The following is a 13983-nucleotide window of genomic DNA, read 5'->3' as shown; positions in this document are numbered from 1 at the left end:
TTAGAGCCGTCAATTTTACAGGTTCGCACTCAGAAAGGTACGCAACTCGCTCAAACTGCCGGCGCCGGTCTTGGTCGCACTGAGCTGACCGTCCCGAAACAGTGACAGTGTGGGAATGCTGCGAATGCCCATCTTGGCGGCAAACCCCGGATTGTCGTCCACATTCACTTTAACAACTTTCAGTTCATCCTCGAACTCGTCAGCCAGCACTTCCAGAACAGGCTCAACGGCTTTACACGGCCCGCACCAGGCTGCCCAGAAATCCACAAGCACGGGGCGATCGCTCTGGTACACCTCGGCTTCAACGGTAGCATCGCTAACCTGCACAATGTTGGTCATTGCAAACTCCTTATCTTGTCCGGTTCATTGACCCTGGCTCAATGATGGAACCCGGGGATCGGGTTGAATAATCATCAGTTGATATGGCATACATTCATTTGGCGAATGAGTCGTTACCCGGTTGGTCATGGGAACGTTTTGGTCAGGACCAGCCCACCCCATGCCAGCGTTCGGTCGCCCCTGCCGCGCTTGATTTCAGAGCTCTGTACCCGAAGCACGTAACTCAGCTTGTATTCCGTTGAAAAGGAATGGGTGTAACCCAGCCAGGCTTCCGCCAACGCGATGTTAAGATTATCCCGGTCGATGGTGTGCTCGCTGTCTCGAAACTGTCCTTCGAGAAAGGCGTTATAAGCGCGAACCTTGAACGCAATGCCACCCCAGAAATAGTCCTCACGCGCCTGGCCGGCAGCCACCTCGGCCGTGCGTTCGCCGTAGGTACTCAGCTCGGGATTGAAGCGGTTATCCGGTGACGAAATCAGCCCGTCTCGAAAGACCAGCGCCACACCTGCTTCGGTCAGGTAGCCTGCGGAGCCAAAGTAGGTCAGCTTGAATTGGCTGTCGGGCTCGCTGGCATCGAGGTACTGGTGGTAAGCCAGTGAATAGCGAGCGGTCAGCTCACCGCCTTCGGACACCTGGTGTCCCCACCCCTCGGCTTGGTCACTTCCGACCAGCGGGTGAATGGCGTTCTGTCCGGCCTTGAACAGGTCAAGGCCAAGCGCGCCAACCGTCAATGAGCTGGTCCACCCATTGCGGCTGCCCCGGGCCTTGTAGCGGTTGCTCACGGAAACGTACACCAGACTGCTGTAGGGGCGATCATCCTCAATGACATCGGTTATGGTGATGTCCTCGGGCGTGAAACCGTAGGCCCCGAACTCGAACGTTCTCAGATCCGTACCCGATTGGGCGCGGTCGCCAAGAAGGGCCGCGTTCAGCCCATCAAGGCTCCGACCCAGGACGTTCCAGTTTCCCTTCAATTCCGGGCCCGAGTAGGTCAGCGCCACACCTGCCGTGTAATCCTGGTCCGTCTGCGTTGGCGCAAACAGATCATTGTCCGTTGATAGCGTTAACGTACGTTGCGCGTCGCCCTCATCAGCGAGAGCCGGAGTCACCCACACAGTCTGCGATAGCAATACGGCGGCGGAGAAGAATGCGAGTTTGAATGTGCGCATGTTGTCACCTGAACCTGATTGGTGATGTTGAATGCGCTCATTCTTGCGTTCGGGTATTAATAAAACTAATTATGAAATCGAATTTGATACATCACTGATCGTGATGTGCGCCCGGTCCTTCATCGAACATCAGGACCACTCAGCATTCGATCGCGTTGACTGCCAGGCCGCCCTTGGAGGTTTCCTTGTATTTATCCTGCATGTCCATTCCGGTCTGGCGCATTGTCCGGATGACTTTGTCGAGGGAAATGAAGTGTTTCCCGGTCCCCCTCAAAGCCATTTGAGCGGCGTTGATGGCTTTGACCGCGGCAATTGCGTTTCTCTCGATGCACGGCACCTGGACCAACCCTCCGACGGGATCACAGGTCAGCCCCAGGTTGTGTTCCAGGCCGATTTCCGCGGCATTCTCCACTTGTTCAGGGGAGCCACCCAACACCTCACACAGACCCGCCGCAGCCATGGCGCAGGCGGAGCCCACTTCACCCTGGCATCCAACTTCAGCACCGGATATGGACGCGTTTTCCTTGCACAGGGCACCAATCGCGGCCGCTGCCAGAATGAAGTCGACCACCTGATCGTCCGAAGCACTCGGCTCAAACTCCATGTAGTACATAAGCACTGCCGGAATGATACCGGCGGCACCGTTGGTGGGCGCAGTCACCATGCGACCACCACAGGCATTCTCTTCATTGACCGCCAGAGCGTACAGATTTACCCAGTCCATCGCGCCCAGGGTCGAACTGATCACGTTGGGATGTGCACAGCTGAGTAAGGATTGATACAGGCCCCTGGCGCGGCGTTCGACCATCAGTCCGCCCGGCAACGGCCCCTCTTTGCGCAGGCCTGACGCAATGCAGTCCTTCATGGCGGTCCAGATCTCTATGACGCCTTGTCGGATTTCGGACTCAGGCCGCCAGACCTTTTCGTTTTCCAGGACCAACTGGCTGATCCGAAGCCCATGGGTGCTGCAGAGGTCGAGCAAATCAGCCGATCGACTGAATCCAAAGGGTAGCTCTGCCACCGGCACCAGATTCGCTCCCTCGACGGCCGCGCTTTCCTCAATCACGAAGCCGCCCCCGACGGAATAGAAGGTATTCTCAGAGAGCAGCTGATCATCCTGATCCAGGGCTCTGAATCGAAGGGCATTGGGGTGGTACGGAAGGGTCTCGTCGAGGAACCGTAGGTCCCGGCTCCAATCAAAAGCCACCGGGTAGCCGCCGACCAGGTTAAGAACCCGGTCCTGTTTGAGCGTTTCCACGGTCGGGCCAATGATGTCGGGGTCAACACTATCGGGACGGTTGCCCATGAGCCCCATCACGACCGCGTGATCGGTACCGTGGCCTTTCCCGGTGGCGCTTAGCGAGCCATAAAGGTCAATCTGGATTCGCCGGACCGACGAAAGCAAATCGGCCGCCTCAAGCTGTTGCACAAACGTTGCGGCAGCCACCATGGGTCCAACCGTGTGCGAACTGGAGGGGCCAATGCCGATTTTGAAGAGATCAAATACAGATACGGACATAAGAGCACCCGATCGGGTAATGAGTTTCTTACCTGGAGTGTAGATTCACATTCCTTGCTGTATGACCGGAAAGTCAACATTAAAATCCGGACCAAGGGTCTACCCTCGCATGGAAGTTTACGTTAAGGTAAACCTACCCTGAGTGGAATCATACCCGATTCCAACAGGCTGTCTTCACAGACATTAACTACACTCCCAAAAGGAGTGTTTTGTTCCTCAGGCCGACACCCCAGGAAGAGGATTATGACAACAACAAAGTCCAAAGTTGTGTATTCCCCAGTGTTTACCGACGGTGCGGAATTTCGTATTCCCACTTTCAAGCTATTGAAACAGGACGGCAAGCTCTACAAGAGCGCCAAGGCTCCTGACCTCGATAAAGAGAAAGCCCTCCGAATCTACCGGGCCATGATCACCACCCGTATTCTGGACGAGCGCATGCTCGCAGCCCAGCGACAGGGGCGATTGAGCTTCTACATGCAATGTACCGGTGAAGAAGCGGCTGTTATTGGCAGCGCGGCTGCGCTGGATGACGGCGACATGATCATGGCTCAATACCGTGAACAAGGCGCCCTCGCCTATCGTGGCTTTTCTATCGACGAATTCATGAACCAGCTGTTCGGCAACGAACTGGACTATGGCAAAGGGCGCCAGATGCCCGTTCATTACGGTTCCAAGAAGCTGAACTACATGACGATTTCGTCGCCGCTGGCCACCCAGATCCCCCAGGCCACCGGTTACGCCTACGGTCAGAAGATGGCCGGCGAAGGCCACTGCACCATAACCTATTTCGGGGAAGGTGCGGCGTCTGAAGGCGACTTTCACGCGGCACTGAACATGGCCGCGGTTCACCGTGTTCCCGTCATTTTTCTCTGCCGTAACAATGGTTACGCCATTTCCACTCCGGCCGCGGAGCAGTTCGCGGCGGACGGCGTTGCGCCTCGGGCCTACGGCTACAAGATGGACGTGATCCGGGTGGACGGCAACGACATTCTGGCCATGTACGAAGCCACGCGCGCAGCTCGCGCACTGGCTGTCGAGCACAACCGTCCCGTGCTGATCGAAGCCATGAGTTATCGGCTGGCGGCCCACTCGTCCTCGGACGATCCCTCGGGCTACCGGAGCAAAGACGAAGAAGCCGTGTGGCGTGAGAAAGATCCGATCCTTCGCATGCGCCTCTGGCTGGAAAGCAAGAAATGGTGGAGTGAGGATGACGAGAAAAAGCTTCAGGAAAGCATGCGACGCGAGGTGCTTGAGACCATGAAACGCGCGCAGAAGCGGCCACCACCTCCGCTCGAATCCCTGGTGACGGATGTCTACGACGAAGTGCCACCCATGCTGGCCGAGCAGTTTGAAAAGCTCAAAGCTCACATCCGCCGGTACCCTGACGAGTATCCGAAGAGCGCTGAACACGCCAAGGGAGGGGCCTGAGATGACCAAGATGAATATGCTCCAGGCCATCAATAATGCCCTCGATACCGCCATGGGTGCCGATGAGCGGGTCCTCTGTTTTGGCGAGGATGTTGGCGTGTTTGGGGGCGTTTTCCGCGCAACCAGTCACCTGCAACAGAAATACGGCAAGGCTCGCTGTTTCAACACACCATTGGTGGAACAGGGCATTATTGGCTTCGCTAATGGACTTGCCGCCCAGGGTTCGATACCGGTTGCCGAAATCCAGTTCGCGGATTACATCTTCCCGGCGTTCGATCAGATCGTTAACGAGTCGGCCAAGTACCGTTATCGCTCGGGTAACCTGTTCGATGTCGGCGGGCTGACCATCCGCGCCCCTTACGGTGGCGGTATTGCCGGTGGCCTTTATCACTCCCAGTCCCCGGAAGCCTACTTTGCCCATACCCCGGGCCTGAAAATCGTGGTTCCGCGGAACCCCCATCAGGCCAAAGGTCTGCTACTGGGTGCAATCCACGATCCCAACCCTACCCTGTTCTTTGAGCCAAAACGGCTTTACCGGGCCTCGGTCGGCGACGTGCCCGATGAGGACTACCGCCTGCCGCTGGGCGAAGCCGAAATCATCAAGGAAGGGACGGACGTCACCGTCCTCGGCTGGGGTGCCCAGTTGGAAGTGATCGAACAGGCCGTGGAACGCGCGGAAAAGGACGGAATTTCCTGTGAGGTCATCGACCTGAGAACGATTCTGCCCTGGGATGTGGAAACCGTGGCGAATTCCGTGTTCAAGACTGGGCGCCTGGTCGTCACCCATGAAGCTCCCCTGACTGGCGGATTTGCCGGTGAAATCGCCGCAACCATTCAGGAGCGCTGCTTCCTGTATCTGGAGTCTCCGATCGCACGGGTTACCGGGATGGATACCCCCTTCCCGCTGGTGCTGGAAAAAGAGCACCTGCCCAACCACCTGAAGGTCTACGAGGCCATCAGGGCAAGCGTCGAATTCTAGGCTGATATCAGGACAGGAGACCAAAGATGAGTGATTTTATACTGCCCGATATCGGTGAAGGTATCGTGGAATGCGAGCTGGTCAAATGGCTGGTGAGTGAGGGCGATGTGATCGAGGAAGATCAGCCTGTCGCCGAAGTGATGACCGACAAGGCGCTGGTGGAAATACCGGCGCCCTACAAAGGCCGGGTAACCCGCCTTTACTACAAGGAAGGCGACATCGCGAAAGTTCATGCCCCCCTGTTTGAGCTGGTTGATGAGACCGGAGATGACGCCGGACAGACGGCTGAATCAACCCCCGCACCCAAAGCGGAGACAGTGAACGGGCAAGCTGGCAAGCCCGTTGACACCGGCGACAGCGACAGTGCGACCGAAGACTTCATACTGCCCGACATTGGCGAAGGCATTGTGGAGTGTGAAGTCGTGGAATGGCGTGTCGCCGAGGGTGACGAGATCGAAGAAGATCAGCCGGTAGTCGATGTCATGACCGACAAGGCAATGGTCGAGATCACGGCACCTAAAGCCGGCCGCATCACCAAGCTCTACCACGAGCAACAGGCCATGGCACGGGTACACTCTCCGCTCTTTGCCTTCATCCCCCGGGATCGCGAAGAGCCGGACGAGAGCACGAAGAAAGCAACGCCGTCTCCGGAGCCCGCACCAGCCACGGCCACCCCGGTTGCCTCTGGAAGCCGCCAGCGGGTTCCGGCCAGCCCGGCCGTCCGCCGACTGGTCCGTGAACACGAGCTGAATCTTGGTGATATCCCCGGTTCTGGTAAAGACGGTCGGGTGCTTAAGGCGGATGTGCTCGCCCACCTCGAACAACCCGAACCGGTGACCGAGGTAGCCGGAGGCTCACGACCTGAAACACCGGTGACCGCCCGCAGACAGCCGGAGCGTGAAAAGGAAGTACGGGTTGAACCGATCAAAGGCATCAAAGCCGCGATGGCCCGGAGCATGGTGGCATCGGCAACCACCATTCCTCACTTTATTTACAGTGAGGAAATTGATATGACCGATCTGCTGAGCCTCCGGGAACAGCTTAAGCCCGAGGCCGAAGCCCGTGGCACGCGGCTGACCCTGATGCCGTTCTTCATGAAGGCCATGGCGCTGGCCGTTCAGGAGTTCCCGGTTCTCAACAGTCGTTTGAACGACGACGTCTCCGAGATCCATTACCTGCCTCACTGCAACATCGGTATGGCTGTGGATGGCAAGGCGGGATTGATGGTGCCGAATGTCAAAGAGGCAGAGAGCCTGACCTTACTTGGCATTGCGGATGAAGTCGCGCGCCTGACCGAGGCGGCCCGCTCTGGCCGTGTCAGCCAGGAGGACCTCAAAGGCGGGACGATCACCATCTCCAACATCGGGGCCCTGGGCGGCACCTACGCCTCGCCTATCATCAATGCCCCGGAGGTCGCCATCGTTGCCCTCGGCAGGACACAGAAACTGCCCCGCTTCGACGCCAATGGTCAGGTGGTTGAACGTGCGATCATGACCGTAAGCTGGGCGGGCGATCACCGGATCATTGATGGTGGCACCATCGCGCGTTTCTGCAATCGCTGGAAAGGTTACCTCGAATCGCCCCAATCCATGCTTTTGCATATGGGCTAACGAGGCATCATGGCGCAGAAGACACAACTGCAGCAGTTCTACATTCCCGAAGAGCAGTCGATCTACCTGCTCAGCCATGACGACGCCAAGAAGCTCAAGGACTGGGTGGCGCTCTGCACCACCCAGCTCCGCCAACTCGGTTACCGGGACATCGAACTGATCGGCAAAGGGGCCTATGGCTTTGTGTTTGCTGGTCGACTTCCGGGCCAATGCAGCAGCGGCCCGGAACACGTTTTCAAGTTCACCCGCATCAACCTGCCCCAACATCTCCAGGATCGTCTGGAAGACGAAGCCTACATACTCGAACAGGTCCGGCACCCCAGGGTGCCCCGCCTGATCTCCTATCAGCGTGCCAACAATCAGCCCATCCTGGTCATGGAGCGCGCCGCGGGCCTGAACCTGGAGGAAGTGTCCCTGCGCGAGGGGCGCCTGAAACCGCGATTGATCATGCGGATTGCCGACCAGATTGCGGACATACTGCGCAACCTCCGGCGCGAGAACGGTCCCGCCGGGCGGCCCATTGTCCACGGCGACATCAAACCATCAAACCTGGTCTTTGACGCCCGCACCGAGAACATCGCCCTGATTGACTGGGGCTCGTCCGTCTTTGCCCAGTTGGACGCGAACCAGCAGTTCATTACCGCCAATGTGATGGAACTGATGTCCGACAACCTGCAGCAGACCAACGCCCGGCTGGGGGATGTCTACTTCATTGGTGAGGAACAGCTGAACGGTGGACTGTCGTCGCCCCGTTTTGATGAGCAAGGGGCCGCTGGAACGCTCTATGCTCTCGCATCCGCCCAGTCGTGCCGGTTTGGCCATCGTGCGATTCCGGCGACGTCATTGGGATTACCGATGGAGTTTGCCCGCATGCTGGACGGTATGCTCGCACCGGACCCCGCCACCCGCAGGAAAGCCGGGGACTACTATCTGCGGGAAATGCCACGCATGGCGCGCACCGTCATGATTGATCTTCCGGAACAACCCGTCGTGGCCCAGGTACCGGTCTGGGTGCGGGAATCCGAGCAGGAAATCGATACGGTGGTTTACAGTTCCCGGAAATCCTTTCTCCGGGAGGAAGGCGCGCCGGAAACCCTCAGTGACGTCAATGACGTGCAACTGGACCGCTACTACAAAAACTTCATGCAAGGCATGGGCGAGACCGAAAAAGCCTTTCTCGCCGCCGTCAGCCGGCTTGGTCGCTACCCGGTCGAGGGTGGCCTTGCCGTACGCTGGGAGACCGATGGCATCTACATCGACACGTCCCTGAACCTTCACGACCCGGCCCTGAAGTCCGCGTTCGTGCAGGCCGTGAACAACATGGTGTATCTGGCCCAGGCGATTTACCGCAAGGGTATCTTCAAGAGCTGCCTTTTTAATGCCCGAAACACCCTGCATATTGATCGCGATGATCCGGATCAGCCTTTCCTGGTGTCACCCGGGATGAAGCTTCATTACGAGGTCAGCGCGGCGCCGGAGGTGGAGGATGAGACTCGGGTTCACTCGTACTTTGAGGACGGCCCGGATCCGGAAGAGTTCCTGGTGCTGCCCCAAACAATCATTCGGGCCCTTGAGACGCTGAATACCATCCATCACACGGGCATGATCATCTTCGAAGCCCTGCCCCGCCACCTCAAGATTCACAGTCATTACCGACTGCTTGACCCGGACCAGGAACAGGCGTTCAGCCGACTCCTGAACGAGATCCTGTCTGCGGTCGAAGAGATCACCGGTCTTGGTGTATCCGGTTTCATGAAAATGCCGTACAAGGACACCCGTTTTTTCCCGCACATCGAGCGCCTGCCCGAGCGTTTTTACCCGCGAAATCCCCGCGCCTGAAAATAGACTACTCTTATATTTTTGCCGACCATCAGTCTGAAACGGGAGGTTTCTCCATGGACCTGAAGCTACAAACCATCATTTGCAGTACCCGCCCTGGCCGGGTCGGACCTCCGGTCGCGGAATGGTTTCATGGATTTGCGAATGAAGACGGGAGCTTCGTGTCTACGCTGATTGATATCGCTGACTTCAACCTGCCAGTGTACGACGAGCCTAACCATCCCCGAATGCAGAAGTACGAGCACGAGCACACCAAAGCCTGGTCGAAAAGCGTCAGTGAGGCCGATGCCTATGTGTTCGTTCTCCCGGAGTATAACTACTGTCCACCCGCATCTTTTACCAACGCTCTCGATTACGTGTACAACGAATGGAATTACAAACCTTGCGGTTTCGTCAGCTATGGCGGCGTTTCCGGGGGCTTGCGATCCGCGCAGCTTGCCAAACAATTGGTGACGTCCCTCAAAATGATGCCAATGATGGAAGGCGTCATGGTCCAGATGCCGTGGAATTCCCTGGACGACAACAGGAATTTCCAGGCCAGTGAACACCATGAGAACTCGGCCACAGCCATGCTTGCGGAATTGGTCAAATGGGCCCGGGCGCTACAGTCGATTCGTGCGCCGTCTTGAGCGAACCCGGGATTCTATCCGGGCGCGGATCTGCATCTGACTGGCAGCCCAGCAGAATTTCGATGTAGTGCTGTGCGGCAAACAGACTTGCCGACTTATACAGGACGCTTTGACCGGGTATGTGTACCTCATAGGCGGTTGGCGTCAGATAGCCACAGGCTTGGCGAACGCCCAGTTCCAGAAGTTCAACGCAATCTCCGGACCAGAGTACCCGCACACACATTGCCTGGACCGCTTTCATTTCAATGGACATGCCTGTTCCCTGTTCAATGACAGCACCGGGCTAGAACCGGATTGAAAGGGCTCTTCCTGAGCGGCGCAGCTCGAAGTAGCTGCAAAAGAGAGGTCGATCTCTAGACCGCCGCCATTGAAACAGTGAAATGTTGCGAGGGTATGACTGTTACGTCGCTATTGGCTGGAAAAAACGAAGAAATTGCGTGGCTTCGAAGCACTGCCTCAACACCCGAGGATTTTCTGAATTAACGGCGGATCACCAAAACTTCCATACCCATTCCCTCAGGATTCAGACGCTTCTTTCTCACATTGGGCGATTGCATCGTTCAACGAATGCCACAACTCCATCCTGTTGTTTGAGACATAAAATGCGGCTTCGACACCCGCAACCACTTCATGGGCCAAACCCATACGCTGCTCCGCACTCAAGGCAAGGTAAGCCTTTTCAGTAGCAAGTAAAAAATCAACTCTTTCCAGCCTTAGCATATTTATCCCTTGATCCCACTCGCTCACAGCAACCCCTGTCCCCTCCAGTTCATGAAGCATTGATTCCCCCGCAAACCCACGAACATAAACAAAGCGACCTCCCTTTTTCTCCGAGTCAAATTCGTTACCCTGCAACGATACAAACAAATAATGGGAATGAAGGACAGTGCTTGTAATCGTCCCATAAGAATCACGGGCACTATTGTGGGCAAGAGGCAGAGCGGCATCTACGCCCCCATTCCTGAGCTCATGAAGCAATCTAGCAAGGGGGAAAACCTTGAAACTGAACTCGTGGCCGCTTTTAGAGAGCGCGCAGGCATACCCTGAAGCGATGTCTCCTTTTAGCCGGCCGTCCTCAACGGCAATGAGGTGTGTGTATTCCTCAGCGATCCCGATCCGAAAATCACCAGCCAAGCTGTGGGAACTTGAAGCCCATAAAAGAGAAAAGACGAAGCAAAAAGCTGCCACTCTAGGCTGCATTGTAAAGGAACCATTTATGTGCAAATAGAAACTAAACTATACGGCATGTTCTTTGGATGTGTATCAGGAAATTTTCTTTTCTCGAGCTTTTCAGGGGGAGGTCCAATATGTTGCCCCGGACAGAAGCATCCTCGCCATTGAGATAGCGATAATGAATATCGGCACCCAATCCCTGCTGGTAGTAATCCCGCCCTACATTCTCGCCCGTTTCTATAACCTCACTGTACAGCTGTGGCTCAAGCCACCAATCGTTGTCTAAACGAGAACCACAAATAACTCTGATTGCTGACCCGCATTCATCAGTCCGTTCACGGTCAGCTTTGATGTAACTGCCCATGACCGTCAATTCGCCGTCATGCTTTACCGTTTCGGCGGGCGCGGTCGACGCTACCGTCACCAGGCAGCCTTGTGTTTCGCAAAGTTTCAGATGGCCTGGACGACCGCCGACAGCATCTCACGGACCTTACCCGCAACTTGCTTCAGCTCGTCGTTATCGATCGCCGTCATGGACGCGACCGGATCAATCGCACTGACCTCCACGCCGTCAGACACCTCCCGGAGGATGACGTTGCACGGCAGCATGGCGCCAACGCGGGGTTCGAGGCCGATGGCTTCCCAGGCCATGGTCGGATTACAGGCCCCGAGAATCCGGTAGGCTGACATGTCCTTGTCGAGTTTTTTCTTCATCGTTGCCTTGACGTCGATTTCCGTCAGCACTCCGAAGCCGTGTTCCGTCAGGACCTCACGAACCTTCTTGTCGGCGTCCTCAAAATCCACGTTCTTGATGACTCGGTTGATGGTGTATGACATAAGGTTCTCCTTTTATCGGAAGTTCAGGTGCGTTCGCCCAGTGTGATTACGCGCAGGCGGAGCGCGTTGACGATGACGCTCACCGACGACAGGGACATGGCCGCTGCGGCGAAAATCGGTGACAGGAGGATGCCGGCAAACGGGTACAGGATACCCGCCGCGATGGGTACGCCGGCCGAGTTATAGACGAAGGCAAAGAACAGGTTCTGGCGTATATTGCGCATGGTCGCCAGCGACAGGCGTCTTGCTTCCACAATGCCCATCAGGTCTCCCCGGAGCAACGTGATACCGGCGCTTTCAATGGCCACATCGGTGCCCGTTCCCATGGCGATGCCCACATCCGCCGTCGCCAGCGCCGGCGCATCGTTCACACCATCGCCTGCCATCACAACGACCCTCCCCTCGTCCTTGAGACGCTGGACAATCTTGCCTTTGTCTTCCGGCAGGACTTCCGCTTCCACTTCGTCGATGTGGAGCTTCCGGGCCACGGCTTCAGCGGAGGTGCGGTTATCGCCGGTCAGCATCACCACCCGGATACCGTCTTTCTGTAAGGCCGAAATCGCCGCCTCCGTGGTTTCTTTCACCGGATCGGCAATCGCGAGCAATCCGCACACCTTCCCGTCCACAGCCGTAATAATCACGGTGGCACCGGCTTTGCGAAGGTCATCTGCTTCCTCTTCGAAGGCAGAGGTGTCCACGCCCTCCGATTCCATCAGCAAGCGGTTGCCAAGGAGCACCCTTCGGCCATCAATGGTGCCTGTGACCCCTTTACCGTTCGGAGAATCAAAATCTTTGGCGTCTGGCAGGCTGAGGTCCATGGCCTTGGCCTTCTCCAGAATGGCATGGGCGAGAGGGTGCTCACTGCCCTTCTCGAGTCCGCCGGCGTAGCGCAGCAGATCCTCGTCACTGATGCCTTCGGCTGAAACCAGCGTCGTGACCTGGGGTTTGCCCTCGGTCAGCGTCCCGGTTTTATCGACCACCACGGTGTCGACCTTCTCCATCCGTTCCAAGGCTTCGGCATCCCGGATTAATACGCCACTTTGGGCGCCCCGGCCAACACCGACCATTATAGACATAGGCGTCGCCAACCCGAGCGCACAGGGGCAGGCGATAATGAGCACGCTGACCGCAGCGATCAGGCCGAACGCCATAGGCGGCGTTGGTCCAACGACGGACCAGACCACAAAGGCGATGACCGCAATCAGGATAACCGCAGGCACAAACCAGCCGGCAACCTTGTCCGCCAACCCCTGGATCGGCGCCCTGCTACGCTGGGCCTTGGACACCATCTGGACAATCTGGGCCAACATGGTATCCCGGCCCACCTTATCGGCCCGCATGATGAAGCTGCCCTGCTGGTTGATACTACCGCCAATCACTGTGTCACCGGCTTGCTTGGAAACAGCGAGGGGCTCGCCGGTCACCATGGACTCATCGATATTGGAACTGCCTTCCAGTACCTCACCATCCAGCGGCACCTTGTCGCCCGGGCGAACCCTCAGGCGGTCTCCAACCTTGACCTGATCAAGCGAAACGTCCGACTCGCCGCCTTCGTCGTCCAGCTTTCTGGCGGTCGCGGGGGCGAGGTCCAGCAACGCTTTGATGGCCCCCGAAGTCCGCTCCCGCGCTCGTAACTCGAGCACCTGTCCAAGCAGCACCAACACCACAATGACAGCAGCGGCTTCGAAGTACACGGCGACTGAGCCATCCGCCTGCCGGAAAGCCCCCGGGAATATCTGCGGCATCAGCGTTGCTACCAGGCTGTAGACAAGCGCGACCCCGGTACCGATGGCAATCAGCGTGAACATGTTGAGGCTGCGGTTAATGACCGATTTCCAGCCCCGGACAAAGAATGGCCAGCCGCACCAGGCGACAACAGGCGTAGCCAGGACCAATTGGACCCAGTTCGACACCTGCGGGGCGATAATATGGTCGATTCCCAGCAGATGCCCCCCCATCTCCAGCATCAGGACCGGCAGAGTCAGCACCAGGCCGATCCAGAATCGGCGGGTCATGTCCCTGAGTTCTTCGGACGGACCTTCCTCGAGACTCACCTGCTCCGGCTCAAGCGCCATACCGCAGATGGGGCACTGGCCGGGTCCCTGCTGACGGATTTCCGGGTGCATCGGGCAGGTGTAGATGGTTCCCGGCTCAACGACCTCTGGGTGTTTCCATTCACTGTGATCGTGGCAGGCCTGATGTTGATGATCATGCACGTGTTGATGCTCACCCATTGCTGTCCCCTGCCCGATTCGCCGGCCATTCCGCAAATGCGATGAAATAAAGCAGAACAAGATTGAGGAATGGGACCAGGATCAAAATTCCCATCCAGCCCGGATACCCTGTGCGTTGGCAGATTCGCCAGGCCGGAATCACAACCACAATGGCTATAACCAGCATCCACAGCCAGTGCCCCGCCCACATGGTGTAACCAAACATGTCATCCTGCATCATGGTGTGA

At 57.2% G+C, this 13983-nt stretch carries 13 protein-coding genes; 5 read left to right on the top strand and 8 right to left on the bottom strand.

Annotation, left to right across the window (positions count from 1 at the left end; all coding sequences use genetic code 11):
- Positions 1–15: 15 nt before the first annotated feature.
- The 3 genes from trxA to KXD86_RS01650 all read right to left on the bottom strand — a co-directional run bounded on the left by trxA (position 16) and on the right by KXD86_RS01650 (position 3027).
- On the bottom strand, positions 16–339 hold the full coding sequence (gene trxA / locus KXD86_RS01660) for a thioredoxin (protein WP_218634354.1): 324 nt from the start codon (positions 337–339) through the stop codon (positions 16–18).
- Positions 340–464: 125 nt separating this feature from the next.
- Complete coding sequence (locus KXD86_RS01655; protein ID WP_218634353.1) at positions 465–1508, bottom strand: lipid A deacylase LpxR family protein; 1044 nt, start codon at positions 1506–1508, stop codon at positions 465–467.
- A 139-nt stretch (positions 1509–1647) separates the two neighbouring features.
- A complete protein-coding gene (locus tag KXD86_RS01650) occupies positions 1648–3027 on the bottom strand; it encodes an L-serine ammonia-lyase (RefSeq protein ID WP_218634352.1) in 1380 nt (459 codons plus the stop codon).
- A 243-nt stretch (positions 3028–3270) separates the two neighbouring features.
- Here KXD86_RS01650 and KXD86_RS01645 point away from each other — a divergent pair, with 243 nt between their 5' ends.
- From KXD86_RS01645 to KXD86_RS01625, 5 genes are read left to right on the top strand one after another with little or no spacing between them, the layout of a single operon-like run.
- Positions 3271–4455 carry a thiamine pyrophosphate-dependent dehydrogenase E1 component subunit alpha gene (locus KXD86_RS01645; RefSeq protein WP_218634351.1) on the top strand — a complete coding sequence of 395 codons (1185 nt, stop codon included), beginning with the start codon at positions 3271–3273 and terminating at the stop codon, positions 4453–4455.
- A 1-nt stretch (position 4456) separates the two neighbouring features.
- The gene (locus KXD86_RS01640; RefSeq protein WP_218634350.1) at positions 4457–5434 is read left to right on the top strand and encodes an alpha-ketoacid dehydrogenase subunit beta; all 978 of its coding nucleotides are present in this window, start codon (positions 4457–4459) and stop codon (positions 5432–5434) included.
- A gap of 26 nt (positions 5435–5460) precedes the next feature.
- Entirely contained in the window at positions 5461–7044 is a 1584-nt protein-coding gene (locus tag KXD86_RS01635) for a dihydrolipoyllysine-residue acetyltransferase (RefSeq protein WP_218634349.1), read from the top strand.
- 9 nt (positions 7045–7053) lie between these two features.
- A complete protein-coding gene (locus tag KXD86_RS01630; protein ID WP_218634348.1) occupies positions 7054–8883 on the top strand; it encodes a protein kinase domain-containing protein in 1830 nt (609 codons plus the stop codon).
- A 56-nt stretch (positions 8884–8939) separates the two neighbouring features.
- Positions 8940–9512, top strand: a complete 573-nt coding sequence (locus KXD86_RS01625) for an NADPH-dependent FMN reductase (protein ID WP_218634347.1) — start codon at positions 8940–8942, stop codon at positions 9510–9512.
- Here KXD86_RS01625 and KXD86_RS01620 read toward each other — a convergent pair.
- The 5 genes from KXD86_RS01620 to KXD86_RS01600 form a co-directional block, all read right to left on the bottom strand.
- A complete protein-coding gene (locus KXD86_RS01620) occupies positions 9469–9765 on the bottom strand; it encodes a hypothetical protein (protein ID WP_218634346.1) in 297 nt (98 codons plus the stop codon). The two genes, KXD86_RS01625 and KXD86_RS01620, sit on opposite strands and share 44 nt — an antisense overlap.
- 263 nt (positions 9766–10028) lie before the next feature.
- The gene (locus tag KXD86_RS01615) at positions 10029–10712 is read right to left on the bottom strand and encodes a transporter substrate-binding domain-containing protein (RefSeq protein WP_218634345.1); all 684 of its coding nucleotides are present in this window, start codon (positions 10710–10712) and stop codon (positions 10029–10031) included.
- Positions 10713–11135: 423 nt separating this feature from the next.
- Positions 11136–11522, bottom strand: coding sequence for a DUF302 domain-containing protein (locus KXD86_RS01610; RefSeq protein ID WP_218634344.1), 387 nt, complete (start codon positions 11520–11522; stop codon positions 11136–11138).
- Between the two features lie 23 nt (positions 11523–11545).
- Entirely contained in the window at positions 11546–13756 is a 2211-nt protein-coding gene (locus KXD86_RS01605; RefSeq protein WP_218634343.1) for a copper-transporting P-type ATPase, read from the bottom strand.
- Complete coding sequence (locus KXD86_RS01600) at positions 13749–13976, bottom strand: hypothetical protein (protein WP_218634342.1); 228 nt, start codon at positions 13974–13976, stop codon at positions 13749–13751. Before KXD86_RS01600 ends, KXD86_RS01605 begins: the two co-directional genes overlap by 8 nt.
- Between the last annotated feature and the right edge of the window lie 7 nt (positions 13977–13983).

It is taken from the genome of Marinobacter arenosus (assembly GCF_019264345.1).
In the GTDB taxonomy this organism is placed as follows: Bacteria; Pseudomonadota; Gammaproteobacteria; order Pseudomonadales; family Oleiphilaceae; genus Marinobacter; species Marinobacter arenosus.
Note: the sequence above shows the minus strand (reverse complement) of the source record. Positions and strands in the feature narration are given on the sequence as shown.